The organism is Halomonas sp. McH1-25, from assembly GCF_022348165.1.
Lineage (GTDB): Bacteria > Pseudomonadota > Gammaproteobacteria > Pseudomonadales > Halomonadaceae > Modicisalibacter.
The window spans coordinates 1,010,171-1,036,572 of the sequence record NZ_JAKRFI010000001.1; the positions used below are offsets into that span (position 1 = coordinate 1,010,171).

The 26,402-nt window shown below is 60.9% G+C and carries 25 protein-coding genes and 1 pseudogene; 9 read left to right on the forward strand and 17 right to left on the reverse strand.

Going from position 1 to position 26,402, the window contains the following annotated elements:
• Positions 1 to 53: 53 nt before the first annotated feature.
• The 3 genes from leuB to leuC form a co-directional block, all read right to left on the reverse strand.
• Positions 54 to 1,136, reverse strand: coding sequence for a 3-isopropylmalate dehydrogenase (gene leuB / locus MHM84_RS05130; protein ID WP_239263204.1), 1,083 nt, complete (start codon positions 1,134 to 1,136; stop codon positions 54 to 56).
• A gap of 125 nt (positions 1,137 to 1,261) precedes the next feature.
• Positions 1,262 to 1,900: a 3-isopropylmalate dehydratase small subunit gene (gene leuD / locus MHM84_RS05135; protein ID WP_239263206.1), complete on the reverse strand. Its 639-nt coding sequence runs from the start codon at positions 1,898 to 1,900 to the stop codon at positions 1,262 to 1,264.
• Positions 1,901 to 1,903: 3 nt separating this feature from the next.
• Positions 1,904 to 3,343 (reverse strand): 3-isopropylmalate dehydratase large subunit, encoded by a 1,440-nt coding sequence (gene leuC / locus MHM84_RS05140; protein WP_239263208.1) that lies wholly within the window; start codon positions 3,341 to 3,343, stop codon positions 1,904 to 1,906.
• A gap of 172 nt (positions 3,344 to 3,515) precedes the next feature.
• Here leuC and MHM84_RS05145 point away from each other — a divergent pair, with 172 nt between their 5' ends.
• The gene (locus MHM84_RS05145; RefSeq protein WP_239263210.1) at positions 3,516 to 4,391 is read left to right on the forward strand and encodes a LysR family transcriptional regulator; all 876 of its coding nucleotides are present in this window, start codon (positions 3,516 to 3,518) and stop codon (positions 4,389 to 4,391) included.
• A gap of 58 nt (positions 4,392 to 4,449) precedes the next feature.
• On the opposite strand, the gene phaC is transcribed toward MHM84_RS05145, so the two are convergent.
• The 3 genes from phaC to MHM84_RS05160 all read right to left on the reverse strand — a co-directional run bounded on the left by phaC (position 4,450) and on the right by MHM84_RS05160 (position 7,424).
• Positions 4,450 to 6,372, reverse strand: coding sequence for a class I poly(R)-hydroxyalkanoic acid synthase (phaC, locus tag MHM84_RS05150; RefSeq protein ID WP_239263212.1), 1,923 nt, complete (start codon positions 6,370 to 6,372; stop codon positions 4,450 to 4,452).
• Between the two features lie 84 nt (positions 6,373 to 6,456).
• Entirely contained in the window at positions 6,457 to 6,924 is a 468-nt protein-coding gene (locus MHM84_RS05155) for a phasin family protein (protein ID WP_239263214.1), read from the reverse strand.
• A gap of 155 nt (positions 6,925 to 7,079) precedes the next feature.
• On the reverse strand, positions 7,080 to 7,424 hold the full coding sequence (locus tag MHM84_RS05160) for a DUF6489 family protein (RefSeq protein WP_239263216.1): 345 nt from the start codon (positions 7,422 to 7,424) through the stop codon (positions 7,080 to 7,082).
• Positions 7,425 to 7,586: 162 nt separating this feature from the next.
• On the opposite strand from MHM84_RS05160, the gene MHM84_RS05165 reads away from it, so the two are divergent.
• Positions 7,587 to 8,120, forward strand: coding sequence for a DUF1269 domain-containing protein (locus MHM84_RS05165; RefSeq protein WP_239263218.1), 534 nt, complete (start codon positions 7,587 to 7,589; stop codon positions 8,118 to 8,120).
• Positions 8,121 to 8,144: 24 nt separating this feature from the next.
• On the opposite strand, the gene aroC is transcribed toward MHM84_RS05165, so the two are convergent.
• Together aroC and prmB are read right to left on the reverse strand one after the other, a co-directional pair.
• On the reverse strand, positions 8,145 to 9,230 hold the full coding sequence (gene aroC / locus MHM84_RS05170) for a chorismate synthase (RefSeq protein WP_239263220.1): 1,086 nt from the start codon (positions 9,228 to 9,230) through the stop codon (positions 8,145 to 8,147).
• A 10-nt stretch (positions 9,231 to 9,240) separates the two neighbouring features.
• On the reverse strand, positions 9,241 to 10,209 hold the full coding sequence (gene prmB, locus MHM84_RS05175; RefSeq protein WP_239263222.1) for a 50S ribosomal protein L3 N(5)-glutamine methyltransferase: 969 nt from the start codon (positions 10,207 to 10,209) through the stop codon (positions 9,241 to 9,243).
• A 139-nt stretch (positions 10,210 to 10,348) separates the two neighbouring features.
• Between prmB and MHM84_RS05180 the strand changes: the two genes are divergently transcribed.
• On the forward strand, positions 10,349 to 10,924 hold the full coding sequence (locus tag MHM84_RS05180) for a Smr/MutS family protein (protein ID WP_239263225.1): 576 nt from the start codon (positions 10,349 to 10,351) through the stop codon (positions 10,922 to 10,924).
• A 15-nt stretch (positions 10,925 to 10,939) separates the two neighbouring features.
• Here the strand turns inward: MHM84_RS05180 and MHM84_RS05185 are convergent, their stop codons facing one another.
• Both MHM84_RS05185 and MHM84_RS05190 read right to left on the reverse strand, forming a co-directional pair.
• Positions 10,940 to 11,965, reverse strand: a complete 1,026-nt coding sequence (locus MHM84_RS05185) for a patatin-like phospholipase family protein (protein WP_239263228.1) — start codon at positions 11,963 to 11,965, stop codon at positions 10,940 to 10,942.
• Positions 11,958 to 12,845, reverse strand: a complete 888-nt coding sequence (locus MHM84_RS05190; protein WP_239263231.1) for an alpha/beta hydrolase — start codon at positions 12,843 to 12,845, stop codon at positions 11,958 to 11,960. The genes MHM84_RS05185 and MHM84_RS05190 overlap by 8 nt, the downstream gene beginning before the upstream one ends.
• A gap of 265 nt (positions 12,846 to 13,110) precedes the next feature.
• Here MHM84_RS05190 and MHM84_RS05195 point away from each other — a divergent pair, with 265 nt between their 5' ends.
• From MHM84_RS05195 to uxaC, 6 genes are all read left to right on the forward strand, one after another.
• Complete coding sequence (locus MHM84_RS05195; RefSeq protein WP_239263233.1) at positions 13,111 to 14,055, forward strand: AEC family transporter; 945 nt, start codon at positions 13,111 to 13,113, stop codon at positions 14,053 to 14,055.
• Between the two features lie 151 nt (positions 14,056 to 14,206).
• A complete protein-coding gene (locus MHM84_RS05200) occupies positions 14,207 to 14,947 on the forward strand; it encodes a GntR family transcriptional regulator (RefSeq protein ID WP_239263235.1) in 741 nt (246 codons plus the stop codon).
• A 79-nt stretch (positions 14,948 to 15,026) separates the two neighbouring features.
• On the forward strand, positions 15,027 to 15,992 hold the full coding sequence (locus MHM84_RS05205) for a C4-dicarboxylate TRAP transporter substrate-binding protein (protein WP_239263237.1): 966 nt from the start codon (positions 15,027 to 15,029) through the stop codon (positions 15,990 to 15,992).
• Positions 15,993 to 16,082: 90 nt separating this feature from the next.
• Positions 16,083 to 16,574 carry a TRAP transporter small permease gene (locus tag MHM84_RS05210; protein WP_239263239.1) on the forward strand — a complete coding sequence of 164 codons (492 nt, stop codon included), beginning with the start codon at positions 16,083 to 16,085 and terminating at the stop codon, positions 16,572 to 16,574.
• Entirely contained in the window at positions 16,571 to 17,860 is a 1,290-nt protein-coding gene (locus MHM84_RS05215) for a TRAP transporter large permease (protein ID WP_239263241.1), read from the forward strand. Before MHM84_RS05210 ends, MHM84_RS05215 begins: the two co-directional genes overlap by 4 nt.
• A gap of 32 nt (positions 17,861 to 17,892) precedes the next feature.
• On the forward strand, positions 17,893 to 19,314 hold the full coding sequence (gene uxaC, locus MHM84_RS05220) for a glucuronate isomerase (RefSeq protein WP_239263243.1): 1,422 nt from the start codon (positions 17,893 to 17,895) through the stop codon (positions 19,312 to 19,314).
• An 87-nt stretch (positions 19,315 to 19,401) separates the two neighbouring features.
• Here uxaC and MHM84_RS05225 read toward each other — a convergent pair whose 3' ends face one another.
• The 7 genes and pseudogenes from MHM84_RS05225 to MHM84_RS05255 all read right to left on the reverse strand — a co-directional run.
• Positions 19,402 to 20,157 carry a FadR/GntR family transcriptional regulator gene (locus tag MHM84_RS05225; RefSeq protein WP_239263245.1) on the reverse strand — a complete coding sequence of 252 codons (756 nt, stop codon included), beginning with the start codon at positions 20,155 to 20,157 and terminating at the stop codon, positions 19,402 to 19,404.
• Between the two features lie 1,034 nt (positions 20,158 to 21,191).
• Positions 21,192 to 21,344: a hypothetical protein gene (locus MHM84_RS05230; protein ID WP_239263246.1), complete on the reverse strand. Its 153-nt coding sequence runs from the start codon at positions 21,342 to 21,344 to the stop codon at positions 21,192 to 21,194.
• A gap of 21 nt (positions 21,345 to 21,365) precedes the next feature.
• Positions 21,366 to 22,682 (reverse strand): TRAP transporter large permease subunit, encoded by a 1,317-nt coding sequence (locus MHM84_RS05235; RefSeq protein WP_239263248.1) that lies wholly within the window; start codon positions 22,680 to 22,682, stop codon positions 21,366 to 21,368.
• A complete protein-coding gene (locus MHM84_RS05240) occupies positions 22,682 to 23,233 on the reverse strand; it encodes a TRAP transporter small permease subunit (protein WP_239263251.1) in 552 nt (183 codons plus the stop codon). Before MHM84_RS05240 ends, MHM84_RS05235 begins: the two co-directional genes overlap by 1 nt.
• A gap of 62 nt (positions 23,234 to 23,295) precedes the next feature.
• Positions 23,296 to 24,375, reverse strand: coding sequence for a TRAP transporter substrate-binding protein (locus tag MHM84_RS05245; protein WP_239263253.1), 1,080 nt, complete (start codon positions 24,373 to 24,375; stop codon positions 23,296 to 23,298).
• 94 nt (positions 24,376 to 24,469) lie between these two features.
• On the reverse strand, positions 24,470 to 25,810 hold the full coding sequence (locus tag MHM84_RS05250) for a glucarate dehydratase family protein (protein WP_239263255.1): 1,341 nt from the start codon (positions 25,808 to 25,810) through the stop codon (positions 24,470 to 24,472).
• Between the two features lie 153 nt (positions 25,811 to 25,963).
• Positions 25,964 to 26,104: pseudogene (locus tag MHM84_RS05255) on the reverse strand (5-dehydro-4-deoxyglucarate dehydratase); the annotation flags it as partial.
• Positions 26,105 to 26,402: the final 298 nt, after the last annotated feature.

Below are 26,402 nucleotides of genomic sequence, written 5' to 3' on the forward strand. Positions count from 1 at the left end.
TGCCACGGACGCGATAGAACCGAGCCTGGGCGGCCAGACCGACGGCACGGCGCTCAGCGCTGCGCGCGGAAGGCCTCGAGAACGGCATCGCCCATCTCGGCAGTGGTTACCTTGCGTGTTCCCGCGTAGGCGATGTCCGCCGTGCGCAGCCCCTGGTCGAGCACGTTGCCTACCGCCCGCTCGATGCGTTCGGCAAGCGCAGTCTCGTTGAGGGTATAGCGCAGCATCATCGCCACGGAAAGAATCGTCGCCAGCGGATTCGCCAAGCCCTGCCCGGCAATGTCCGGCGCGCTGCCATGGCAGGGCTCGTACATGCCCTGGCCATTTTCGTTGAGCGACGCCGACGGCAGCATACCGATCGAGCCGGTCAGCATGGCCGCCGCATCGGAGAGGATATCACCGAACATGTTGCCGGTAACGATCACATCGAACTGCTTGGGAGCGCGCACCAGTTGCATGGCGGCATTGTCGACGTACATGTGCGAGAGCTCGACATCCGGATAGTCGGCGGATAGACGCTCCATGACCTCGCGCCACAGCATCGTGACCTCGAGCACGTTGGCCTTGTCGACCGAACATAGTCGACCATTGCGCTTCTGGGCCATTTCGAAGGCGACACGACCGATACGCTCGATTTCCGCTTCAGAATAGACGTAGGTATTGAAACCGACGCGCTGGCCGTCGCGCTCTTCGATGCCGCGCGGCTGACCAAAGTAAATGCCCCCGGTCAGTTCGCGCACGATCATGATGTCGAGTCCCGACACGACCTCGGGCTTGAGGCTGGAGGCCTCGGCGAGTTGCGGATAGAGCAGCGCCGGACGCAGATTGCCGAACAGGTTGAGATTCTTGCGCAACCCCAGCAGCCCCTTCTCGGGACGTTTGCCGATATCCTCCAGCTTGTCCCACTTGGGACCGCCGACGGCGCCGAGCAGAATGGCATCGGCGGCCTTGGCCATGTCCAGCGTCTCGGCCGGCAGCGGCTCGTCGAAGGCATCGAAACCGGCGCCACCCACGAGCCCCTCCTCGAGGACAATGTCCAGGCCGGCATCTCGACAGGCATTGAGAATCTTGACCGCCTCGGCGGTGATTTCCGGGCCGATACCGTCACCCGGCAGAACGAGAATCTTGCGGCTCATGTGCTTACTCTGACCAGGACCCGGCAGGCCGCGTTCACCTGCCCGGTCGTGTTGAATGAAGCGCTGTCCTTGCGCAGACTTCGAAGAAGCGTCCCTGGTTTGCGTCCAGCGTTGTGGTTATAGGGTTAGCGGAACAGCCACGGCTGGGTCTGGCGGTGACGTTGTTCGAACTCACGAATAGCGCCTTCCTCCTGCAGCGTCAGGCCAATGTCATCGAGGCCATTGAGCAGACAGTGCTTGCGGAAGCCGTCGATCTCGAAACGGATGATCTCACCGGAAGGCGTGGTTATCGTCTGCGCTTCGAGATCGACATCGAGGCGATAGCCCTCGTTGGCTTCGGTTTCCCGGAACAGTCGATCCACCGTTTCTTCATCCAGCGTGATCAGCAGGATGCCGTTCTTGAAGGCGTTGTTGTAGAAGATATCGGCAAAACTCGGCGCGACGACCACCCGGAAGCCGAAATCCTCGAGTGCCCAGGGCGCATGCTCGCGCGAGCTGCCGCAGCCGAAGTTACGCCTTGCCAGCAGCACGCTCGCCCCTTTGTAGCGCGGCTGATTGAGCACGAAATCGGGGTTCAGCGGACGCTGGGAAGCATCCTGCCCCGGATAACCCTCATCGAGGTAGCGCAACTCGTCGAACAGGTTGGGGCCGAAGCCGGTGCGCTTGATCGACTTCAAAAACTGCTTGGGAATGATCAGGTCGGTATCGACGTTGGCCCGGTCGAGCGGCGCCACCAAGCCCTGATGCTGGGTAAACTGCTGCATGGCTCAGGCCTCCTGGGGCTGCTGGGTGAACTGACGCACGTCGACGAAGTGGCCGGCGATCGCCGCCGCCGCCGCCATGGCCGGGCTAACCAGGTGGGTACGCCCGCCATAGCCCTGACGTCCTTCGAAATTGCGATTGGAGGTCGAGGCACAATGCTCGCCGGCACCCAGCTTGTCGGCATTCATCGCCAGGCACATGGAACAGCCCGGCTCACGCCATTCGAAACCCGCGTCGAGAAATATCTTGTCGAGTCCCTCGGCCTCGGCCTGGCGCTTGACCAGACCGGAGCCCGGCACCACCATCGCCAGCTTGATCGAGTCGGCGACTTTCTTACCCCGGGCGACCTTGGCCGCCTCGCGCAGATCCTCGATGCGCGAGTTGGTGCATGAGCCGATGAACACCTTGTCGAGGCGAATGTCGGTGATTTTCTGATTGGGTGCCAGCCCCATGTATTCCAGCGCCCGGGTCACGCCACGCTTGGCGGTGTCGTCATCGAGGGCAGCCGGATCCGGCACTGTCGCCTCGACCGAGGCGACCATTTCGGGGCTGGTACCCCAGGTGACCTGCGGGGCGATCTCGGCGGCGTCGAGCACCACCTCTTTATCGAACGCCGCATCATCGTCGGACACCAGGTTGCGCCAGGCATTCACCGCTGCATCCCAGTGTTCGGCGGACGGCGCATACGGGCGCTCGCGCAGGTACTCGATGGTGTTGTCGTCGACGCCGACCAGGCCGACCCGCGCCCCGGCCTCGATAGCCATGTTGCAGATGGTCATGCGCCCTTCCATCGACAGGTCGCGAATCGCGCTGCCGGCAAACTCGATGGCGTAACCGGTCCCGCCGGCCGTACCGATACGGCCAATGATGGCGAGGACGATATCCTTGGCGGTCACGCCGAGGCCGAGCTTGCCCTCGACGCGCACACGCATGTTCTTCATCTTCTGGGCGATCAGACACTGAGTGGCCAGGACATGCTCGACCTCGGACGTGCCGATGCCGTGCGCCAGCGCCGCAAAGGCACCATGCGTGGCGGTATGCGAATCGCCGCAGACCACGGTCATGCCCGGCAGGGTCGCGCCCTGTTCGGGGCCCACGACGTGCACGATACCCTGGCGGGCGTCATTGATGCGAAACTCCTCGATACCGAAGGATTCGCAGTTGTCGTCCAGCGTCTGGACCTGGATCAGCGAGACCGGATCGAGGATTCCGGCGTTGCCGGCGGCCCGCTCCTTCACGGTGGTCGGCACGTTGTGGTCGGGCGTGGCCAGGTTGGCATCCAGCCGCCACGGCTTGCGCCCTGCCAGGCGCAGGCCCTCGAAGGCCTGAGGCGATGTCACCTCGTGCAGCAGTTGGCGATCGATATAGATCAAGGCGCTACCGTCGTCGCGCTCCTTGACCAAATGTTGCGACCACAACTTGTCGTAAAGCGTCTGGCCTGCCATGGGTTTCCTCCAGCGTGCTCGGCTGAGCTCGGTCATGTCCGGTATCCGCGGCGCTCTCGGTCGCCGTCACCCGAAAGAGACTACGGACCGCGTCGCATAAAATCAATTCATGTTCTTTATCCTTTGAATTCCTAAATGGAATAATAAGCTTCTCTGAATCTTGGGAAACCGCATGGACACGCAAAGTCTGCAAGCCTTTCTGGCCGTCGCCGATCACGGCTCGTTCTCGCTAGCCGCAGAACAGCTTTACCTGACCCAACCCGCCGTCAGCAAACGCATCGCCACCCTGGAAGACCAGATCGGCGCTCGGCTGTTCGACCGCATCGGCCGACGCGTCAGCCTGACCGAGGCCGGCTGGGTACTGCTGCCGAGAGCCAGGGAGATCCTGGTGATGGTGGACGACAGTCGCCGCGCCCTGGCCAACCTGTCCGGCAGCATTGGCGGCAGCCTGACCATGGCGACCAGCCATCACATCGGCCTGCACCGACTGCCACCCATCCTGAAAGCCTACACCCAGGCGCATCCCGAGGTCCGCATGGACATGCGCTTCCTGGATTCCGAGCAGGCCTACCAGGGCGTGCTGGATGGCGAGCTGGAAATCGCCGTGGTCACTCTGGCCCCGGTGCCCGACCCGCAACTGCTGGTAGTCCCGGTATGGACCGATCGTCTGCGCTTCGTCTGCGGTAAGGATCACCCGCTGGCCGGACACGGCGACCTTCCGCTGTCGGCGCTATCTGCGTACGACGCCGTGCTGCCGGGTCACCTGACGTTCACTCGCGGCATCGTCGTCGATACCTTTGCCCGCGACGGCTTAAAAGTGAATGTCGCGCTCTCGACCAACTATTTGGAGACATTGAAGATGATGGTCGCCATCGGCCTCGGCTGGAGCGTGCTGCCCGAGTCGCTGATCGATGGCGAGGTCCATGTGCTGCCCATCGAACATCGCCCCATCGAGCGCCCGCTGGGCTACTTGGTCCACAAGAGCCGTACGCTCTCCAACGCCGCCCGTTCGATGCTGGAAATGCTGGACCAGGCCATCGAACGATAGTCGCTCCTCAAGAAAAACCCGCACCTGGGTGCGGGTCGATCCGTCCAACGAAGGGCGATCACTGTTTTTCCTGGCTGAGCTCCTGCCCGGGCGACTCGGCCACTTCGGCCTCGCTGCCAGCCGCAGTCTCGGCATGGTCGGCGGCCCGCTCGAGCAGCCCCAGCACCTCGGGAATGGTCTGCTTGACGTAGCGCCCCGGCGCCGGCTCGAGAATTTTCAGTTCACCCTCGCCGGGCTGACGCGCCGATACCTGCTTATTGGCATCGACATAGCCATTATCGGCCATCCAGGCCTGCCAGTGCGGCCACCAGGAGCCTTCGTTCTGCGTCGCCCCTTCCAACCACGCTTCGTGCGTGTCGGGCAGTTCGTCGTTGGTCCAGTACCCATACTTGTTACGCGACGGCGGGTTGACGATGCCGGCAATGTGCCCGGAGCCGCCCAGCACGAAGGTCACCGGTCCCTTGGGCAGTTGGGTGCCGTAATAGGTGGACTGCCACTTGGCGATGTGGTCTTCGCGGGTGGAAATGAAGTAGCTGGGCGTGGATATCTTGCGCAAGTCGATCTTGATGCCGTCGAGTTCGATGCCGTCGGGCTCGACCAGCCGATTCTCGAGATACATGTTGCGCAGGTACCAGCCATGCGTGGCTGCGGGCAGGTTGGTGCCGTCGGTATTCCAGTAAAGCAGATCGAAGGCGGCAGGGGTTTCGCCCTTGAGGTAGTTGTTGATGTAGAACGACCAGAACAGGTCATTCTCTCGCAACAGGTTGAACGAGAACGCCAGGACCCGTCCGTCCAGGTAACCGTCGGCCTCCATCTGTCGTTCGAGCCCCTGCAGGACCGGTTCGCTGAGAAAGACCCCGATCTCGCCAGGGTCGCGGAAGTCCTGCAACGTAGCCATGTAGGTGACCGAGCGCACCTTGCGTGCACGTCGGGTACTGGTCAGATAGGCCACCGTCGAGGCGGCGAGTGTGCCGCCCACACAGTAACTGAGCAGATTGACCGACTTCTCGCCGCAGGCCTGCTCGATCGCCTCCATGGCGGCAATCGGCCCCATCTGCATGTAATCGGCCCAAGTGATGTCGCGCTGCTCGACACCGGGATTTCGCCAGGAGATCAGAAAGACGGTGTGGCCCTGGTCGACCAGCCACTTCATCATAGAGTTGTCCTGGCGCAGGTCCAGAATGTAGTACTTGTTGATCCAGGGCGGCACGACCAATAGTGGCGTCTTGAACACCTTTTCCGTGGTGGGCTGGTACTGAATCAACTGCATCAGTTCGTTTTCGTAGACCACGGCTCCCGGCGTCACGGCAATGTTCTCGCCGATACGAAATGCCTGCCGATCGGTCATCGACACGTTGATGCCTTCGGCGGAGTTGTTCAGGTCTTCGCGCAGCCGCTTCAAACCGTCGATCAGGTTCTGACCGTTGGTTTCCAGGGTTCGGCGCATCACTTCGGGATTGGTGGTGACGAAGTTGGTCGGCGCCATGGCGTTGATGTACTGACGGACATAAAACGCCAGGCTGCGCTTCTGCTGCGCGGGCAGGCTGTCGATGCTCTCGATCAGTTCGTTGACCAGCCGTACCAGCAGCAGATAGTGCTGCATGACAAAACGGTAGTAAGGATCCTTGTGCCAGGCCTCGTCCTTGAAGCGCCGATCCGTCGGCTCCGGCTCGATGATAGGCTCACCCGGCTCCCCGTCACCGGCCACCTCGCGCAGGGTCTGTTGCCACAGCCGCACCTGGTCCTGAGCGAGCCGCATCTGCGCTGCATAGATGGATTGCGGTTTGGAGGCCAAAGCCTGGGTGCCCGCACGCAGGTTATCGCGCATATCCTGATAGATCGTCGATCCGGCTTCGCCGGGTAACGCTCGGCTCAGGAACTCCTGCATCAACAGTTGATACTCCTGCCCGATCGTTTCCAACCTGACAGCCCACTCTTCATCGACCCATGGCCCGACGCCGAATTGCGAACCTGACTGCATATCTCCTCCTGACACCCCGCCCGACCGCAGGACGCTCACGAAACGAGACAAGGCCGACTGAGCCGGCCTTGTTGGTCTTGCGCATCAACTGTTGTTCTTGCCGCCCCGAGAGCTATTGGACGCACTGGAGGATTTACTTGAAGAAGACGAAGCCGTGGTGGATGACTTGGTCGCGTTTTCGGCCTCTTGCGCTGTCGAACTGGCCTGATCCATCGCCTGCTGACTGACATCGGAGAAAGTCTTTTGCAGCTCATCGCGGAAGGCGAGACTCAGCTCGGTCATGGCGCGGGCGTCTTCCATCATCTGCTGCGACAGTTCGCTCATGAGCTCACTCTGACGTGCAGCAAAGTCGCGCATGTCATCGGGGCTCTTGATGTCCGACGCGGCACGCAGGCGTTCGGTCCCCATCTGGCTATAGCGCTTCATCGACTCCAGTTGGAACTGGGTCATCTTCTCCATGTTGTCCAGCATCAAGCCATTCAGCTTGCGCATGGGTTCGAAGAAGTTGCGAGTCTGCTCGGTAAACGCATTGAAAAACTGATCCTGTTGCATGACGAATCCCTCCCGGAGGATCAAGCACGATAGTGGCAATACGCGTTTTGCTGCACTGCAAAAAGATACTTTCCCTTGCTTACAGTTGCAATAGCGCGATGCCTCAGGACGGCAATGAAACCATCAGCCCAACGGCTGGTGTCGCAGCTCTTTCATCAGCTCTTCCTCGACTGACGCGATGTCGCAGACGCGCTAGCGCGACGCGTCTCGTTCGTTTTGGCGTCGCTCTCCTCGGTCGACTCCGAGCGTCGGCCGGTGCCGGCCTGGCGCATCATGTCCAGCATCATTTGCTGATAATTGCCGAAGTTGGTCATTCCCTGGGACAAGCCCTGCTGCATGAAAGGCTGCATCAGACTCCATGGGTCATATCCCTCCACGCCAGCCTCCATCTGCTGCTGAATGCGCGACATCAACTCGCGCTGGAAGGCATCGACATCCGGCAGGCCCATGGCCTGACGAAATTCGGCGGGAGTCAGGTCGAACTCGACGTGGATTTTCATGGCTTGGCTCGATCAGTGAACGTGTCTTGAGTGTAGCAGCAATGTGTTCCGTTACGGTGCATCGCCAGCTTCGTCAAGCTCTAGCGTTGACCGATGCCGATCTACACTGGGATCTAGATCAAGCGCGATCCTTCCAGACAACAACTTACAAGGAAGAACACGATGCAACGGCTCTACTTTTTGACGCCAGATACACAGACGGCCGCCAACATCACCGAGGAGTTGGGTGGCCTTGGGCTCGACCGAAGTCATATCCATGTGGCTTCCGGGAACTCACAGGCCTGGCAGGAGACGGGGGTGAAAAAAGCCACATTCGTGCAGACGACCGACACCGTGGATGCCGCCAAGCGCGGCACGATGATCGGCGCTCCCTTGGGCCTGCTCCTGGGCTTGGTTACCGCGCTGATCCTGGCCATCCCCAGCCCAGCGGGCATGGCCGGCGTGATCGTCGGGATGGGCATCTTCGGCGGGCTTTTCGGGCTATGGGCGAGCACCTTGATCGGTGTCTCCGTGCCCGACGCCAAGGTCAAGAAATTTCACGGCGATATCCGTCGTGGTGCCGTCCTAATGATGGTCGACATACCCGAGAGTCAGGAAGATGAGGTCGTGAGTCTCATCCACCGCCACCATCCGCAGGTGGATATCGAGAAGATCACACGCGAAGAGCGTCAGCATGCCGAGGGCCAGGGGCACTGAGGCCCACCGGCCCGGCACCGGCGATCAGCGCAAGCGAGGAGTCGACACCGCCACGTCGGCGTTCTGGGCGCGGTGGCGCAACAAGTGATCCATCAGAGTCAGCGCCATCATTGCCTCGGCAATGGGCGTGGCGCGAATGCCGACACACGGATCGTGACGGCCCTTGGTGATGACCTCGACCGGATTGCCGTCGACATCGATGGAGCGCCCGGGCTGAGTGATGCTCGATGTCGGCTTGAGCGCCAGGTGGGCAATCAGCGGCTGGCCCGAGCTGATGCCGCCAAGTACGCCGCCGGCATGGTTGGACACGAAGCCCTCGGGGGTCATCTCATCGCGGTGTTCGCTACCGCGCTGCGCGACACTGGCGAAGCCGTCACCGATTTCCACGCCCTTGACCGCATTGATGCTCATCAGGCCATGAGCCAGCTCGGCGTCCAGACGATCGAAGACCGGTTCGCCCAGCCCCACGGGAACGCCCTCGGCCACCACGGTGATCTTGGCACCGACCGAGTCCTGGTCGCGCCGCAGCTGGTCCATGTAGGTTTCCAGCTCGGCGAGCCTGTCGGGATCGGGACAGAAGAAGGGATTGTCATCGACGCCATCCCAGGATTTGAACTCGATGGCGATGGGCCCGAGCTGGCTCATGTAGCCACGCACCTGAATTCCCTGCATGGCCAGGTACTTCTTGGCGATCGCCCCGGCGGCAACGCGCATCGCCGTCTCGCGCGCACTGGAGCGGCCTCCGCCGCGGTAATCACGCAAACCGTACTTGTGGTGATAGGTGTAGTCGGCGTGCGCCGGACGAAAGCGATCCTTGATGTTGGAGTAGTCCTTGGATCGCTGATCGGTGTTCTCGATCAGCAGTCCGATCGGCGTGCCGGTGGTCACGCCCTCGAAGACGCCCGAGAGAATACGCACCTCGTCCGGTTCCCGGCGCTGCGTGGTATGGCGCGAAGTTCCCGGCCGACGCCGATCCAGATCGCGCTGCAGGTCGGCCTCGGTCAACGGCAGCCCTGGCGGGCAGCCATCGACGATGGCGCCCAATGCCGGGCCATGGCTCTCGCCGAAGGTGGTGACGGTGAACAGCTTACCGAAGGTGTTGCCGGACATGCAGCGATCCTCAAAGAGACTCAGGCAAAGTGAAGTAAGGCGCGTATTCGTCGAGCTCTTGTGCCGTCAGCGCGAAAACGCCGTGGCCGCCGCGCTCGAACTCCAGCCACAGGAATGGCACCTCGGGAAAGGTCGCCTCGAGGTGGCGATCCGAGTTGCCGACCTCGACGATCAACACGCCATCGTCGTTGAGGTGGCTACGTGCCTCGCGCAGGAGACGCCGCACGATGTCCAGGCCATCCTTGCCGGCGCCCAGCGCCAGGGCGGGCTCGTGATGGAATTCCGCCGGCATAGTGGCCAGATCCCGAGCATCGACGTAAGGCGGGTTGGCGACGATCAGGTCGTAGCGCTGTCCCGCCACGCCATCGAACAGGTCCGACAGCACCGCTCGTACGCGTGCCCCGACGTCGTGGCGGGTGATGTTGGCCTTGGCAACGTCCAACGCCTCGGCACTGACATCCACCAGATCGACTTCCGTCGTCGGCATGTGCAGGGCCGTGGCAATGCCGATACACCCCGAACCGGCACACATGTCGAGCACCCGGGCCGGCGGGAAGTCGGGAAACCAAGCGGCGAAGCCGTGCTCGATCAACTCGGCGATCGGCGAACGGGGAATCAATACGCGCTCATCCACGTCGAAGGGATAACCGGCGAAGAATGCCTCGCCGAGCAGGTAAGGCAGTGGCCGGCGCGTCTCGATGCGCTCGCGTACCAGCGCCACGATGCGCCGCCTTTCCATGCCCAGCAGGCGCGCATCGAGCACCGCAGGATCGACATCCCAGGGTAGGTGCAACGCGCCGAGCACCAGTGCTACGGCTTCGTCCCAGGCGCTCGCCGTGCCATGGCCGAAGTGCAGGCGCCGGGTGTGGAATTCGCTGGTCGCCCAGCGCAGGCAATCGCGCAGGCTGACCAGCTCCTCGGCGAGTTGCGCGTCGTCGAGGCTGAGTGTGGATACGGCGGCGAGTCGGGAATCGGTCACGCGGCGTCCTGTTGATGGCAATGACAATGGAAGCCGATTGTACCCGCCGAGCCCGGCGGTTCACAGTCACCGTCAAGTCGCTATACTGGGCGCTCCCTACCGGGGCCCCGTTCAACCCGACCTAGCCGAGAGAATCGCCATGAGCCGACGCCGCCGTCACGCGCCTGACGAGGAGGAAATCTCCCTGTTCCGCCAGGCCCTGGAAGACGCCGGCGTCAAGCGGCTGATCAGCGACCGCGCCGACCCGGGCCGGCCCCGCCGGGACGATGGCCGGCTCGCCCAACGCCGCGTCTCTGCCACTGCGGCTTCCACCGATGCCCCTTCCAGCCGCACCAGCGACGGCCGGGTCGAGCCGGTCCGCCCCAGCGAGGCGCTGGACTTCGCGGTGCCCGATCTGCCCTACCGCACACGCAGCGCGCTGAAGCGCGGCCAGATCGACTGGGAGGCCGGCCTCGATCTGCATGGCTATACACTTGACGAAGCTCGGCATGAACTGGAAGCGTTCCTGCGAGAGGCGCGCGACAGTCGGATGCGCTGCGTACTGGTCGTGCATGGCAAGGCGTGGACGGGCATGGCCGATCATCCGGTGATCAAGAGCCATGTCAATGCCTGGTTGAGGGAATGGCCGACGGTGCTGGCCTTCTGTTCGGCACGCGACACCGATGGCGGCACCGGCGCCGTATACGTTCTGCTGCGTCGTCGCGGCGAAGCGTAGTCGCCCTACTGTGTATCAGTTGGCCGGCTTGCCTACCGGCGGCTCACTGACGATCGATTGTCCGCCGCCGGCGCCACCTTCGTAACGGTCCAGCGCTTGGGAAGCCAGGTGGCGCCCCAAACGAATCAGCCCTTCGGCACGGTGAAATTCATAGGCGCCACATACCGTCTTGGGAATGTCGATGAGCACGTCCGGTGGATAGCCGGCAATCTTGTACTTGGCCAGGGCCGCCTGGGTTATCTCGAATGAGGCCAGCATGATATCCAGCTTGCTCCATGCACGCTGGGTCGCCCGCTGACGTTCCGTCCCCCCCTCCATACCCTCGGGAGCAATGGGCACCCCATTACCGTTGAGCATACGCTGGGCCCGGGTTCGCATGCCCCCGACCCATCCGGAGAACCCCTTGCCTTGGGCTTCGAGCTCAGCTTCACGCGCATGTTCCTCGGCAGCCTCGTCGGGTGGCAGCAGCTCTTCGAGCGACACGGGCTGGTGGGTCTGAGCCGTCGCGTTCACTGCCAGGATCAGGTCGGCATGCGCAGAAACGGTGGGGATGATCGGTAGCGGATTGAGCAGTCCACCGTCGACCAGTATCTGGTCGCCGACCCTGAGCGGGGTAATGATGCCGGGCACGGCAATGGAAGCGCGGATGGCCTGAAGCAGCGAACCGCTCTGAAACCACACCTCACGCTGCCGTGTCAGGTCGGTGGCCACCGTGGTCAGCGGAATCGGCAGATCCTCGATACAGACGTCGCCGATCAACTCCTTGAGCTTGCTCATGACTTTGCCGGCACGCATCGCCCCCATGGCGCTCCAGGTGACGTCGACCAACTTGAGAACGTCGAAGTAATCGAGCTGGCAGACCCAGTCGCGATAGCTCTCGAGCTGGCCTGCCGAATAGATCCCGCCAATGACGGCACCCATCGAGCAGCCTGCGATGGCAATGACTTCGTAACCGCGCGCCTCGACTTCGTCAATGACACCGATGTGGGCATAGCCGCGAGCGCCGCCACTCCCCAGTACCAGTGCGATGCGTTTAGCCATGTTCCTCCCCTTCCAGCCACGTCTCCACATGCTCACCGATACTATCGGCCACTGCGGCTACGGCCGAAGGCTCCAGATGCAAATGGTGCCCGCCAGGCAGGACACGTCGAGACAGATGGCGAACCGTCGAGCGGGCATGCTGTGCAAAGTCACGCTCGGCCAGAATGCCATGTTCTCCTTCGATCAGCAGCACCGGGGCCTCGATGGCGCCCAGCAGGGCCAACGCCTGCTCGGGGCAGAAACGCACCAGGGAGGGACGCAGCAGCCGCCCATCGGTACGCAAGCGGCACGCGCCCTGTGGTTCGATGTCCAGGTTGCGCCTGACCAGCGGTTCCGCCGTGGACGCGTCGATGGGCGTCACGCCGCCGCTGACCCGGGCCGCCACGGCGGTTTCGAGATCGGGATAGCGTGGGGCGGGCGAGGCACGGCGCCGGTGCCCCAGGATGCCCTTGCGCAACTGGCTGGCGGTGTCTTCGGCCGGCGTGAACAGCGTGCCGATGCCATCGATCAGTACCAGCCGTTGGACGCGCTCGGGCAACGCGGCCGCCACCAGACAGGAGACGCCGGCACCCATCGAGTGCCCCAGGAGCGTAACGCGTTCCAACCCCAGGGAGGCCAGGGCATCGAGCACGTCGTGGATGTAGTCCCAAATGGCATAGTCGACACCGGACGGATGGCGTCTTGACAGGCCATGGCCAGCGAAGTCGATGGCCACGATGCGGATGTTCAGATGCTCCACCAGCAGCGGCGCCAGCCGTGAGAAGCTGGCTGCATTGTCCAGCCAGCCATGCAGTGCCAACCAGGTCGGCGCCGCTTCATGGCCCCAGCTCAAGGCGGCAAGACGGCCTTCGGCCAGCGTCATTTCAGTGGCGATACTCATGTGGGCACTCCTCGTCGGCGATAGACAGCCTGGCGCTCACGCTAGGCCTAGCAGGCTAACGGGTTTACCATGGTTGGGTGTCGCCGCCAATCATACGCCCGTATTAATTCCTCCTTTCCATTGACGATAAAAGGTTCCACTCGTGACGAAATCCCGCCCTCCACGCGATACTCGCCTGCGTAACGGTCTGTTTTTTCTGACCGCACTTGCCGCCCTTATCGTCGGCTTCTGGCTGGTTCGCTAGCGCTTAGGAGGAGCCGCCGTCATGGCCTTGCTGGATGTCTTTCTGCACACCCTGGACGTGACCCTCCCGGTCTTCGCCATGGTTTTTCTCGGTATTGTCCTCAAGCGTATCGGCTGGATCGACGCACACTTCATTTCCACGGCGTCGATGCTGGTATTCAAGGCGACCATGCCGACGCTGCTGTTTCTGAGCATTATCAAGGCCGACCTGGACATGATCCAGCCGGGCCTGATCGGCTATTTCCTCGGTTACTCGACGTTGAGCTTCTTCCTTGCCTGGGGCTGGGCACTCTGGCGCTGCCCCGTCGAACAGCGCGGTGTCTTCACCCAAGGCGCCTTTCGCGGCAATTGCGGTATCGTCGGGCTAGCGCTTGCCGCCAGCATGTACGGCAACTTAGGCCTGTCCCTCGGCGGGATCATGGCCGGGGCGATCATCGTGATCTACAACATCCTGTCTGCCATCGTGCTCGCCATCTACAGCCCCAGCATTCAGTCGGACATCGGTTCGATCCTGCGCAACCTGATCAGGAACCCGCTGATACTCAGCGTCCTGCTGGCCATCCCTGTCGCCTACTGGCAGATTCCCCTGCCATCCTGGCTGATGACCTCGGGCGAATATTTCGGCTCCATGTCGTTGCCGCTGGCATTGATCTGCATCGGTGGGACACTGTCGGTCAGGTCGGTCAAGGCGGGAAGCGGCCTGGCGATCGATGCCAGCCTGTGGAAGACCGTATGGTTGCCGGCGTTGGGGGTGCTGGGCGCCCTGATGCTGGGCTATCGCGATGCCGCCCTGGGTACGCTGTTTCTCTTTTTGGCCAGCCCCACCGCAGCCGTCAGCTTCGTCATGGCCAAGGCCGCCAATGCCGACACCAAGCTGGCCGCCAACATCATCGTGGTATCCACGTTCAGTTGTATGCTCACGGTGAGTCTGGGGATATTTATACTCACGCTAAGCGGCCTGATTTGAGCAGGACACCACTCTTTCTTCCTTCTCCTTTCCCTTACCCCCTTCCTGAGACAAGCCTCGACGAGTGACGTCGAGTTTTGACCAAAGTCGCATCGCGTTCCGACCTAACCATACTACCATACTAGTTATACAAGAATGGATCGGACCGAACATGACTACCACGCTGCAATCGCTCTGGACAGAAACATCCCTCGACGGCAATGTGCGCCAGCGCCTTTACCTGGTGCTGCGCCAAGCGATCATTCGCATGGTGCTTGCTCCGGGGCAGGCCTTGTCGGAAAAAGAGATAGCCGATGCATGCGACGTGAGCCGTCAGCCGGTACGCGAAGCGTTCATCCGCCTCTCCGAGTCCGGTCTGCTGGAGGTACGCCCGCAGCGTGGAACCTATGTGGTGCGGATTTCCGAGAGCGCCGTCATGGAAGCGCGCTTCGTCAGGGAGGCGGTTGAAGCGGCCGTGGCCCGATCTGCCGCCGAATCGGGGCTGGACGCCAGTGTACTCACGGAACTCAACGAGCTGATCGAACGTCAGCGGCGCTGTGCCGCGCCGCAGGACTACAGCCGTTTCTTTCAACTCGATGAAGCCTTTCATAGAGCCCTGTCCCTGGGCGCGGATCACACCTCGGCCTGGCGGGTCATCGAAGAGGTCAAGGCCCAGTTGGATCGGGTGCGCTATTTGAGCATTCCCGAGTCGACGCCCATCCCCAAGCTCGTCGATCAGCATCAGGCGATCGTCGATGCGATTGCCCGCCAAGACCCCAACGCCGCAGAACAGGCCATGTGTACCCACCAGCGTGAAATTCTGCACTCTCTGCCTGAGCTGATGCGGCGATTCCCTGCAATGTTCGATTCCTCCGCCACACCGCGTATGACAAGCAAGCGCGAAACGGCATAACGCCGCGCTCGAACGCGAGGGGCGCGTATGACGAGTCCCTTGACCCAAACAAGCACAACATGCACGTCAGGAGAAAATCATGAAAGCACGACTAATCATACCCACCTTCGCCATCGCATTCGCCAGCGGCCTGGCCCATGCCGACTACGAATTGAACCTATCCTCGGCCCTGAACACGCAGGATCCCATCGTTCAGGCCATGCAGGACGCCAAGCAATCGATCGAACAGCGCACCGATGGGGAGCTGGTACTCAATATCTTTCCCAACAGTCAGTTGGGGTCCGACGAAGATGTCGTCGAGCAGATCCGCAGCGGCGCCAACATCGCCATTCTCATCGATGCAGGACGACTCTCGGAATACCAACCGGAACTGGGCATCCTCAGTGCGCCATACCTGGTGGAAGACTATACCCAGTACGACGCCATTACCCAGTCCGATCTCTACAACCAATGGGTAGAAAGCCTCGCCGATAGCAGCGGCCTGCGCCTGATGAATTACAACTGGTTCCAGGGCGCTCGCGAAATGCTGACCAAGGAACCGGTCGAAAAACCCGAAGACCTGCAAGGCGTACGCATCCGCACCATCAACTCGCCGGTCTGGCTCAAGACCATCGAGGCCATGGGCGCCACCCCGACACCGCTGCCCTGGTCGGAGGTCTATTCCGCGCTGCAGCTGGGCTCGATCGATGGCGCCGAGGCGCAGCTGACCGCCGCCGATGGTCAGCGCCTGCAGGAAGTCATCAACCATGTCGCCCTGACCCACCACATTCAGTTGATGAGCGGCATCGTGACCTCGGACCAGTGGTACCAGTCCCTGCCCGAGAACCTGCGCACCATCCTCGACGAGGAACTCAAGAAGGCCGGTGCCGAGGCCAGCCAGGCGACCGTCGACGCCCTGGATGCGACTCGCCAGCGCATGGAAGAAGACGGCGTCACCTTCACCGAAGTGGATACCGAGCTGTTCCGCCAGCGCGTCGATAGCGTTTACAAGGAACTCGGCTACGACGAGTACCGCGACCAACTGGTTTCCGGCACCGCCGAATGATCGCCCATCACGCCGATACCAGGCCGGCGGCCCGCGCCGGCCTGCGCTCTTCCGACCAAGACAGCTCTGCAAACGCTGCGAGGAACCTTTATGTGGCGCTGGTTCGACAAGCTCGAAGATATCCTGGCTATCGTGCTGCTAGGGTGTACCTCACTCACGATCCTGGCGAGTTCGACCACCCGTGCGATCGGCCATCCTTTCGCCGGCGGTGCCGAACTGGCCCAATTCTTCTTCATCTGGACAGCCGTATTCGGCGCCGACATCACCTTGCGTCGCGGCGGCCAGGTACGCATCGACGCCCTGGTCATGCTTATGTCCGCCGGAGTGTTGCGTGCCATCACCGCGGTCATTTTGGCGATGATGCTGGCATTTCTTGCCATGCTGGTGTGGTACGGGCTGCCGCTCGCCCTGTCCAACTGGCAGCGCCCGATGGGCTTTGCCGGGCTGAGCTATGGCTACGTCACCCTGGCTCTGCCGGTGGGTGCCGCGCTCATGTTCATCTCCCTGATCCGCCGCATTGTCGATAAGGGCATCGTGCATAGCTTGGATCCCGACGACGATGTCGTGGAGGAAACACTATGATCACCGCCCTGTTGCTGGTACTCGGCCTGCTGCTGATGGCCATCGGCATGCCCGTGGCCTTCGCGATCGGCATCGCCGGCTTTCTGTATTTCCTGTTGCCGGGAACGTTTTTGCCTGTTGGCATCGGCCCGCAGCGCATCGTTTCCGCCACGCAATCCTTCCCCTTGCTGGCCGTTCCGCTGTTCATCTTCATCGGCCATCTGATGAATGCCAGCGGAATCACGCCTCGCCTGCTGCGCCTCTCGACCCTACTGGCGGGTTGGATGAGCGGCGGTCTGGCCCAGGCCAGCCTGGTGCTCAGCACCCTGATGGGTGGCGTTTCGGGCTCGGCGGTGGCCGACGCCGCCATGCAGTCGCGCGTACTGGGCAAGGGCATGGTCGGCGAAGGCTATTCGCCCGGTTTCGCCGGGGCCGTGCTTTCCATCGGCGGGCTGATTACCGCCACCATTCCCCCCAGCATCGGCCTGATTCTCTACGGTTATCTAGGTGAGGTCTCGATCGGCCGTCTGTTCATCGCGGGCGTCGTGCCGGGCGTACTGCTGATGGTGGCGTTGATGATCACCACCTGGCTCGTCTCCCGGCGACGCGGCTATACCCCGGTCCGCGAAAGTTTGCCCAAGTTCGGTGAAGTCATCAGCGCCACCCGCAGCAGCATCTGGGCCCTGCTGTTCCCGCTGTGGCTATTGGTGGGTATTCGTTACGGGCTGTTCACACCGTCCGAGGCCGGTGCCTTCGCGGTGGTCTACGCCCTCGTCGTGGGCTGTTTCATTCACCGCGAAATGGGCATAAGGCAAATCATCGAGGCCATGCGTGCCAGCGTACGGGACATCGGCATGATCATGCTGATCATCATGTTCTCGGGAATCATCGGTTATGTAGTGTCCTTCGAGCGCGTGCCCCAGACTATTGCCGAACTCACCTTGGGCGTGTTCTCCAGCCAGACCGCCCTGCTGCTGACCCTGGCGGTCCTGCTGGTATTCCTCGGCATGCTGCTCGAGGCGACCGTGGTGGTCATGCTGCTGGCCCCGATCCTGGTGCCGGTCATCAAGGCAGCCGGGATCGACCCCGTGCACTTCGGGCTGTTGATGATGACTCTGGTGACGTTCGGCGGAATGACCCCGCCCGTGGGGATTTCGATGTACACGGTATGCGGCATCCTGCGCTGTCCCTTCACGGACTACAGCCGCGAGCTCGTGCCCTTTGCCATTGCCGTCTTCGTCGTCGTACTCGGCATCATTTTCTTCCCCGATATCGTGCTCTTCCTGCCCAACATGCTCATGGGCTAAGCGCGAAACGAGGCCAACCAAGGGTGAGTAACATGACTTTCAGGGACAAGATCGACTTCATGGGGCCGGATTTTCTGCTGGAAAACGAGGCGGCCCGGCGGCTTTACCATGACCATGCGGCGCAAATGCCGATCTGCGATTACCACTCGCACCTGAGCCCCCAAGAAATCGCCGACAACCGCCGCTTCGACAATCTCACCGAGCTGTGGCTGCATGGCGATCACTACAAGTGGCGGGCCATGCGCTTTGCCGGCATCGACGAGCGGCGCATCACCGGCGACGCCGACGCACGCGAACGCTTCCAGGCCTGGGCCGAGACCGTGCCCGATTGTCTCGGCAACCCGCTCTATCATTGGACCCACCTGGAGTTGCGCTTCCCGCTGGGCATCGAGAATACGCTGCTATCACCGGCGACTGCCGAGGAAATCTGGACGCTTTCGCGCCAACGCCTGGCGACGCCCGAACTCCATGCCCAGGGAATTCTGGATCGTTTTCAGGTACGCACCGTGTGCACCACCGACGATCCATGCGACGCCCTCGATGCCCATCGCCGACACGCCGAAAACGGCTCGCGACTCGCCCTGCTGCCGACGTTCCGTCCCGATGCCGTGCTCAAGATCGAACAGGAAGGCTACGCCGATTATCTGGCCGAACTGGAAGCGGCCAGCGGCGTCGCCATTCGGCGCTACGACGACCTGCTCGCGGCGCTGCATCAACGCCTCGACTATTTCGCCGCCCACGGTTGCTGCCTGTCGGATCACAGCCTCGAGAAGCCGGCCTTCGTCGCGCCGCCGTCGAGCGCCGAGCTCGATCGCATCCTCGACCGGCGCAGAAGCGGCGAGTCGCTCAGCGAGGAAGAGTACACCGGCTTCACCACGGCGCTGCTGCTGTGGCTGGGCCGGCAATACGCCGAACGCGGCTGGGTCATGCAGTTGCACCTGGGCGCGGCGCGCAGCGTCAGCCGGCGCGGCTTGGCCGAGATCGGTCCCAACAGCGGCTTCGACGCCATCGGCGACGTCGTCTATGGCGAACCCCTGGCGATGATTCTCGATGCACTGGACCAGCAACGGGCCCTGCCGCGTACCGTGCTCTACAACCTCAACCCGCGCGACAACGAGATGCTTGCCAGCCTGGTCGGCAGCTTTCAGGGCGATGGGATTCCCGGCAAGATACAGTTCGGGGCTGCCTGGTGGTTCAACGATCAGCGCGACGGCATCGAGCGGCAACTCACCACGCAAATGCAGTTTGGCCTGTTGCGTCACTTCGTCGGCATGCTCACCGACTCACGCAGCCTGCTGTCGTTCTCCCGCCACGACTACTTTCGGCGCATTTTCTGCAACATGCTTGGCCAGCAGATGGCACGCGGCGAACTGCCCAGCGACATCGACCGCATCGGTCAATTGGTCCGGGCCGTCTGCTACGACAATGTCCAACGTTATCTCTTCGAGCGCTGAGCGCGGAACCTATGCAATGGACCAGTCATCTGCCTACTGCTTGCTTCAGGAGCACGGCGTAACGATCGCATTGGAAGAGAGGCCTACCTAGGCCTCTTGAAACTTCGCGTACATGCTCCGGGCACGGTTGAGGTGTTGATACATCATTTCGCGGGCCGTGGCTGGATCGCGGGCGAGGATCGCCTCGAGAATGTAAGTATGCTCCTCCTCGACCCGCTCGAGATATTTATCCGTCGCGGCTGTGTTGATTTCCACACTCATCAGCTTGGCACGCGGAATCACGCTCTGGCTCAGCTGCTCGTAGAAGGCCTTGAAGAAGGGATTCTTGGTCGCTGCGGCAATGGCATAGTGAAACGCATAATCCTCGGTGCGTGCCTGCGTCTTCTCGGCGCGCGCCTTGATGAACGCGGCGTGCTTCTCCTGCAGGATCCGCCGGTCGTCGTCGTCATGGCGCTGTGCGGCCAGCTCGGCCGCTGCCGGCTCAAGGTTCAGGCGTAGCTCGAGTACATGCAATATGTCCTCGACAGTACGTGGTGAAATGCGCTCGGCCGGCATGGCCTCGACGGTTGCCGTACGAATGACCGTCGTGCCCACGCCGCGCCGGGTTTCTACCAACCCCAGGGACTTGAGATGCGTAATGGCCTCGCGAATGACTGTGCGACTCACACCAAAGGAGTCACACAGACCGTTCTCGGTCGGCAGTTTCTGTCCGACTACAATGCTGCCGCTAGTGATCAGGCTTTCCAACTGGTCGGCCACGTGCAACGACAGGCTGCCCTCGCGGGAAAGCTTCTGTACATTGATTTGTGCCACATCGCTCAGCACATTGGATTTACCTGTCATAGCCGTTTCCACTACCCAAAACATTCATCGATCGTCACGCCACGGCTCGGAATTATCCTGGAGCGTCCAACCCAGAAAACGCCGAAGCGCCATTATCCACCATTGTTCGGTATTATCCGACGCTCCATAAACCGGTACGCCCCAACTTAGGCATCACGGGCATACGCTACATCAAGCGCATGAAGCCTTCTACGCTCAGCCATGTTGCCATCATGTGCTGGGCTTGGGCTTGGGAAGCATGACCCGATCCTGCCATCCAACGTCTCTATGCCAAACTTGCAATGATACATGACTGGCCAGGCCCTCCCCGAAACACTTGGAAATACCATACAGGCAGCCCGAGCGGCGCGGTACTTGGGCACAACACCAATGATTGCTCTCATGACATCCGGTGGTATGGTTGGAGATGCTAAGACGATACGCGGCCTGCCGAGATGGCACGAGAACTCACATTATATATGTGCCGAGGATGCTAGATTGAAGAATGCCGCGCCAAGGCTTTTCGACCGAAGCGCTACCTAGATAAATGACACCATCGCATCCGGACATCAAATTCTGCACGGCCTGAGCATCGCCAGATCGCACATCAACAGTTGCTCGTCGAATGCTGCCTCACTCAGATCGGCGGTTCAAAAGTAGGCCGCAAGCAAAGTAGGCCTTCTTTTATCATACATCATATATCATAGAAATTAACCCCCTTCCTACCATCCGCAATATCGACATTAGTGGATACCACCAAAGCCCAATAACGAAAAGAATATCTAAAATTGGTTTTGTGTTATTTCCAAGAGAAGGTCGGCTACAGCACACGACTCACAAAGCCATCCTCAAACCAACTATTGTCAAAGATTGGCTAAGCTCTGCCTGAAAAATCGGCGAGCGCAGGAATTTTTTCAGACATATGCTAGTTGTCATCCTTCACTCTCGTATAAAAAAGCCGACATGGGCTGTCCCATATCGGCTCGTTTCATAACGTACGTGGCAAATTAGCTAAGTAACAGTATTCGCTTACGTACCGCCTGATCTTATGGACGTCACTGGAAAATAACCCAGACGATGGCCAGCGACATTGCCAACCCAGCAATCTCCGGCCAATAACCGAACTTGAACTCGCTGACCTCTTCCGGCGAGTCGCTGATGGTCAGCTCGTCATCCTGGCGGGTCAGATCGTCGTTGCTTATCTTCATGAATCGTCTCCTCCCCTGTCGTTAGTTGAACATAAGGTTGGGTAGCCACAACGCCAACTGCGGGAAGAACAGCACCAACACCATGCCAATCACCTGCAGTGCGATGAACGGCAGCACGGCCACGAAGATATGCTGCAATTCGATACCTTTGGGCGCCACGCTCTTGAGGAAGAAGCAAGCCGGACCGAACGGAGGCGACAGGTAGTAGATCTGGATGTTCATGGCGAACAACACCCCGAACCAGACCGGATCGTAACCCAGCCCCACCACGACCGGTGCAAAGATCGGCACGGTGATGAAGATGATTGCAATCCACTCGAGGAACGTCCCCAGTACCATGACGATGGCCATCATGATCGCGATGACCGCCAGCGGATGCATATCGAGTCCCTCGAGAAACCCTGTCAGGAAACTGACACCGCCGATCAGATTATAGATACCGACCAGACTCACCGCACCGAGCACCAGCCATATGATCGAACCGACGGTTAGTGCCGTCTGGCGCATGGCGTCGCGAATCATCCTGTAGGAGAACTGCTTGAGAATGACGGCTATGATCATGGCCCCGACCGCGCCCATGGCAGCAGCCTCGGTCACCGTAGTGATACCAGTGTAGATGGCACCCAATACGCAGCCGATCAGGATGAACGGCAGGATGGCACCCTTGAGATACTTGAGACGCTTATGAAATGGCAGCGCCGTCTCGGGAATGTCGTTGATAGGCGCCAATGCCGGGTTGAGCTTGCAGCGAATGACGATATAAGTGATGTAGATCGACGCCAGGACCATGCCGGGAATGGCGCCGGCGGCAAACAGCTTGGTGATCGATACCTGGGCCGCCAGACCGTAGACGATCATGACGACTGACGGAGGAATCAACGTCGCCAGGGCGCCCGCTGCACAGATGATCCCGATAGACAGGTTGCGGTCATAGCCCAGGCGCAGCATCTGCGGCAGTGCAATCAGGCCAAGCATGACGATTTCGCCACCCATGATGCCACTCATTGCAGCGAGTATGACGGCAACCACGCAAGTCTGTACGGCGACCGAACCACGTGCGCGCCCACCCAGGATCGACATGCTATCGAACAAGGCATGCGCAATTCCCGAGCGTTCGAGAACGTTGGCCATGAACACGAAGAACGGCACGGCGACGAGCTCGTACTTTTCGAGTACGTGATAGACATTCGAGGCGACCAGAAACAGGCCATTGGTGCCGTAGTAGATCAATGCCGTACATACCGATACGGCAAGCGTGGTGACACCGAGCGGAATACCGAACGCCATCAACGCCAGAAGCGCCAGGACGATCAACAGTGTAACGACTTCGATACCCATCAGTCGGCATCCTTCTCGGCGGGAGTGGCGGACGATGCCGCATTGTCTCGCTCGCGGGCACGATCCTCGAACCAATGCACCACGTTGGCGAACAGCTGCAGCAGGTAGAGGCCCGCCCCTACCACCAGGATCGGCTTGAGGTAAGCCGGCAACGGTGGGTTGAACGAACTACCGCTGCGCTCGAGGCCATGCAGCGCCATCATGGCCGGTTCCCAGGCGGCCCAGATCAGCGCGGCCAAGGCAAAGATCGCGACGAACAGCGAAACCAGCTCCATCTTCTTCCAGATATGGGCAGGGACCAGCAACTCCACCATGGTGATGGCGATATGACGCTTGCGCTGGGTGACGTAGCCACTGGTCAGCACCCAACCGGTAGCACAGAGGGCCATCACGGTTTCGAAGGTCCACTGGGTGGGCGCATTGAACACGTAACGCATCACCACCTCGACAGCGGAAAGGACGATGCAGGCGAAGAACAGCACGGCACAGGCATAGCCGATGAAGGCACTGATCCGATCCATGCCGGCCGCCAGGCGACTGAGTAGAGACATAGCGAACTCTCCGGGCAAGAAAAGGGTCGCGACAGCTGGCTGTCGCGACCCGGCGTAGTTGATTAGCCCTGGGTGGATGAAGCGCCATCCTGAGTCTGGGCGGCATTATCCTCGAGCAGGCCATGCGCCTTCATGTACTCGAGGTGCGCATTGAGCGCTTCCTGGGCGATGGGACTCTTCTGGGCGAAATCCTCCCAGGCACCACGTGCAATTTCACGGAACTTGTCGCGCTCTTCCTGCGGCCAGTCGATCACGGTGATGTCCCCCTTGGCCTTGTCACGCGCCACCAGTTTCTCGTCCTGCTGATGCACGGCACCGGCGAGGTCATTGAAGGCATCGTAGAACCATTGGCTCAACGCCTTCTGATCCTCCTCGCTCAAGGATTCCCAGGTATTCTCGTTGAGCGTGAATTGCTGCGATGACATGGAGTGAATGCCCGGATAGATCGGGTACTTGGCGATGTCGTGCAGGCCCGAAGCGTCGTTGTTGACGTAAGCTGACGCGTCAGCGGCATCCACTACGCCCTGCTGCAGCGAGGTGTAGACTTCAGAGAACGGGATATTGACCGGTGTCGCTCCAGCACGCTCGAAGACCGCTGCGGCCAGCCCCTCCGGCGAGCGGAACTTGAGCCCTTGCAGGTCCTCGACGCTACGGATCGGCTTGGCAGCCACCAGCGCTTCACGCTTGTATGGACCGCAGCCGACCACATGCACCCGGTTGGGCACCACCTTGTCGATGGCCTTCTGCAGGACTTCCTCACCGCCACCGTTCTGACAGAAATCGAGGAACTGGGAAGGCTTGTCATAACCGGCGATCAGATCGCCCATCAAGGCAAAGGCGGGATCACGACCGGCAAAGTAGGCCGGTGCCGTCAGGTCGCCATCGAGCAGGCCCATGCCCACGGCTTCGAGGGTTTCCTTGTAAGGCACCACGCTGCCGATCGGCATCAGGTTGATCGTGACATCTCCACCGGTCATTTCTTCGACTTTAGGGACCCAGTTTTCCTGCAGGTACTGGTAGGCATAATCGCCTGAGTTGAACGAGGTCTGGATGCGCAGTTCCTGCTGGGCCTGTGCAGTACCGGCCATGACCAGGGTGGCCGAGGCCAGCGTAATTGAGTGAGTCAGCGTGCGGATCTTCATGTTGGGTTCCTTTGTCGCTCTTGTGGTTTCAACAGTGAATGCGCCTCTAAGCGAGGCGATGTGAGTCGAACAGCCATTCCAGAACATGGCGTGTTCAGCGCACCAATGCCGGGCGCTTAGGATCGAAGGTCCAGCCGTCGATCAGGTACTGCATCGCCATCGCGTCATTGCGCCCACCTGCGGGCAAGCTGCGATAGAGCGCGTTGGCCTTTTCGACTTCCGCCATGTCAATGTCGACACCAAGCCCCGGCGCGTCGGTGACAGCGACCTTGCCGTCGACGATCTGTGGCGGATTGCGCGTCAAGCGCGTATCCCCCTCCTGCCAGATCCAGTGCGTGTCCAGTGCCGTGGTACGCCCGACGGCGGCGGCACCGACGTGGGCGAACATGGCCAACGAGATATCGAAGTGATTGTTGGAATGGGAGCCCCATGTCATGCCGTGGTCCCGGCATAGCTGGGATACCCGGACCGCCCCGGAGAGCGTCCAGAAGTGCGGATCGGCGAGCGGAATGTCGACCGAACGCAGCATCAACGCATGAGCCATTTCGCGCCAGTTGGTCGCCACCATGTTGGTGGCGACAGGCAATCCTGTCGCGTAACGGAACTCAGCCAGGATTTCGCGCCCGGAGAAGCCCTGCTCGGCGCCACAAGGGTCCTCGGCGTAGGCAATCACGCCACGCAGGTTCTGACACAAGCGAGTCGCTTCGGCGAGCGACCATGCGCCGTTGGGATCGATGGTCACTCGCGCTTCCGGGAAGGCCTCGTGCAAGGTAGTAACGGCCTCGATCTCCTGTTCGCCAGGCAGCGCGCCGCCCTTGAGCTTGAAATCCTTGAAGCCGTAACGATCCTGAGCCGCCTGAGCCAGCTCAACGATTCGCGCCGGCGTCATCGCTGCCTCGTCACGCTGGCGATACCAATCATGACTGGCATTCGCGGTTCCACGGCGATAATTCAACGGCGTCTTGAGCCCATCGCCGATGAAGAACAAGTAGCCCAACACCTCGACGCTGTCGCGCTGCTTGCCCTCGCCGAGCAGCTCCGCTACTGGCACGTCGAGGAACTTGCCCAGCAGATCAAGCAATGCAGCCTCGAGCGCCGCCACCGCATTGACACGTAGCTCGAAGGTCCAGGCCCCCTTGCCGAAATCTTCAAAATCGGCACTGCGACCGGCGGAATGCAGCGATGCGACCAAGGAGCGCAACTTGCCTATGGGTTGCCCAACGACCAGCGGTTGCGCCTGCTCCAGCGACTTCTGGATCGTCTCGCCGCCGGGTGCTTCACCAATACCGACGTTGCCGGCACTGTCCTCCAGGAGGACCAGGTTGCGTGTGAAATGGGGTGAATGCGCCCCGCCGATATTGAGCAGCATACTGTCACGACCAGCGACTGGGATGACCCGCATATTGGTGATGGTGGGAGTACCATGGCTGGGCATTGGAGAATCTCCGTCAGCTAATCTAGGGTGCGTACTGCGCTATCCGCGGCACAACACATGTGAGAGTCGCGGGAGCCCGTGAAGCCGATCCGCGAATCGGGACTCCGTTTCAGAGCGCTTTGGCCTTCTCGACAAGCTTTCCAAGCTGGCCACTTCCTGTTCGTTGGGCATGGTCAGCGGTGCTTTCACCGAACCCGCCGGCCTGCCGATGATGTCCGCACCCGCCTTGATCAGGCTGACCGCATGGCCCTTCTTGTTGTCGCGCAGGGTGACGAAAGGAATGAAGAGCTCGTGATCTTTTCGATTGCGAGATAATTTGCGCACTCATTTAACGTCATACATCATACAAATAGAAACTATCGACTTCCCTCAACCTCATCAATACAACTTACGTATTGATAAACTAAAGGCTAAGAAGCCCACACGAGTAATATGTATTCGACATGCAGGACTTCCGCTGAAAGGCCCGTCTATCCGAGAGGCACGCAGAAACGGCTAATCGTATGAGTGAGTCATGATCAGATGAATCACGACTATCAGGGCGTTGCGATATCAGCTTGATTCGGCAATTAAATGCTTCACCGACAAAATG

Excerpts from the sequence above, each read along its gene's own strand:
- leuB (WP_239263204.1), bottom strand. The coding sequence starts at position 1,136 with ATGAGCCGCAAGATTCTCGTTCTGCCGGGTGACGGTATCGGCCCGGAA.
- leuD (WP_239263206.1), bottom strand. The coding sequence starts at position 1,900 with ATGCAGCAGTTTACCCAGCATCAGGGCTTGGTGGCGCCGCTCGACCGG.
- leuC (WP_239263208.1), bottom strand. The coding sequence starts at position 3,343 with ATGGCAGGCCAGACGCTTTACGACAAGTTGTGGTCGCAACATTTGGTC.
- MHM84_RS05145 (WP_239263210.1), top strand. The coding sequence starts at position 3,516 with ATGGACACGCAAAGTCTGCAAGCCTTTCTGGCCGTCGCCGATCACGGC.
- phaC (WP_239263212.1), bottom strand. The coding sequence starts at position 6,372 with ATGCAGTCAGGTTCGCAATTCGGCGTCGGGCCATGGGTCGATGAAGAG.
- MHM84_RS05155 (WP_239263214.1), bottom strand. The coding sequence starts at position 6,924 with ATGCAACAGGATCAGTTTTTCAATGCGTTTACCGAGCAGACTCGCAAC.
- MHM84_RS05160 (WP_239263216.1), bottom strand. The coding sequence starts at position 7,424 with ATGAAAATCCACGTCGAGTTCGACCTGACTCCCGCCGAATTTCGTCAG.
- MHM84_RS05165 (WP_239263218.1), top strand. The coding sequence starts at position 7,587 with ATGCAACGGCTCTACTTTTTGACGCCAGATACACAGACGGCCGCCAAC.
- aroC (WP_239263220.1), bottom strand. The coding sequence starts at position 9,230 with ATGTCCGGCAACACCTTCGGTAAGCTGTTCACCGTCACCACCTTCGGC.
- MHM84_RS05180 (WP_239263225.1), top strand. The coding sequence starts at position 10,349 with ATGAGCCGACGCCGCCGTCACGCGCCTGACGAGGAGGAAATCTCCCTG.
- MHM84_RS05185 (WP_239263228.1), bottom strand. The coding sequence starts at position 11,965 with ATGGCTAAACGCATCGCACTGGTACTGGGGAGTGGCGGCGCTCGCGGC.
- MHM84_RS05190 (WP_239263231.1), bottom strand. The coding sequence starts at position 12,845 with ATGAGTATCGCCACTGAAATGACGCTGGCCGAAGGCCGTCTTGCCGCC.
- MHM84_RS05195 (WP_239263233.1), top strand. The coding sequence starts at position 13,111 with ATGGCCTTGCTGGATGTCTTTCTGCACACCCTGGACGTGACCCTCCCG.
- MHM84_RS05200 (WP_239263235.1), top strand. The coding sequence starts at position 14,207 with ATGACTACCACGCTGCAATCGCTCTGGACAGAAACATCCCTCGACGGC.
- MHM84_RS05205 (WP_239263237.1), top strand. The coding sequence starts at position 15,027 with ATGAAAGCACGACTAATCATACCCACCTTCGCCATCGCATTCGCCAGC.
- MHM84_RS05210 (WP_239263239.1), top strand. The coding sequence starts at position 16,083 with ATGTGGCGCTGGTTCGACAAGCTCGAAGATATCCTGGCTATCGTGCTG.
- MHM84_RS05215 (WP_239263241.1), top strand. The coding sequence starts at position 16,571 with ATGATCACCGCCCTGTTGCTGGTACTCGGCCTGCTGCTGATGGCCATC.
- uxaC (WP_239263243.1), top strand. The coding sequence starts at position 17,893 with ATGACTTTCAGGGACAAGATCGACTTCATGGGGCCGGATTTTCTGCTG.
- MHM84_RS05225 (WP_239263245.1), bottom strand. The coding sequence starts at position 20,157 with ATGACAGGTAAATCCAATGTGCTGAGCGATGTGGCACAAATCAATGTA.
- MHM84_RS05230 (WP_239263246.1), bottom strand. The coding sequence starts at position 21,344 with ATGAAGATAAGCAACGACGATCTGACCCGCCAGGATGACGAGCTGACC.
- MHM84_RS05235 (WP_239263248.1), bottom strand. The coding sequence starts at position 22,682 with ATGGGTATCGAAGTCGTTACACTGTTGATCGTCCTGGCGCTTCTGGCG.
- MHM84_RS05240 (WP_239263251.1), bottom strand. The coding sequence starts at position 23,233 with ATGTCTCTACTCAGTCGCCTGGCGGCCGGCATGGATCGGATCAGTGCC.
- MHM84_RS05245 (WP_239263253.1), bottom strand. The coding sequence starts at position 24,375 with ATGAAGATCCGCACGCTGACTCACTCAATTACGCTGGCCTCGGCCACC.
- MHM84_RS05250 (WP_239263255.1), bottom strand. The coding sequence starts at position 25,810 with ATGCCCAGCCATGGTACTCCCACCATCACCAATATGCGGGTCATCCCA.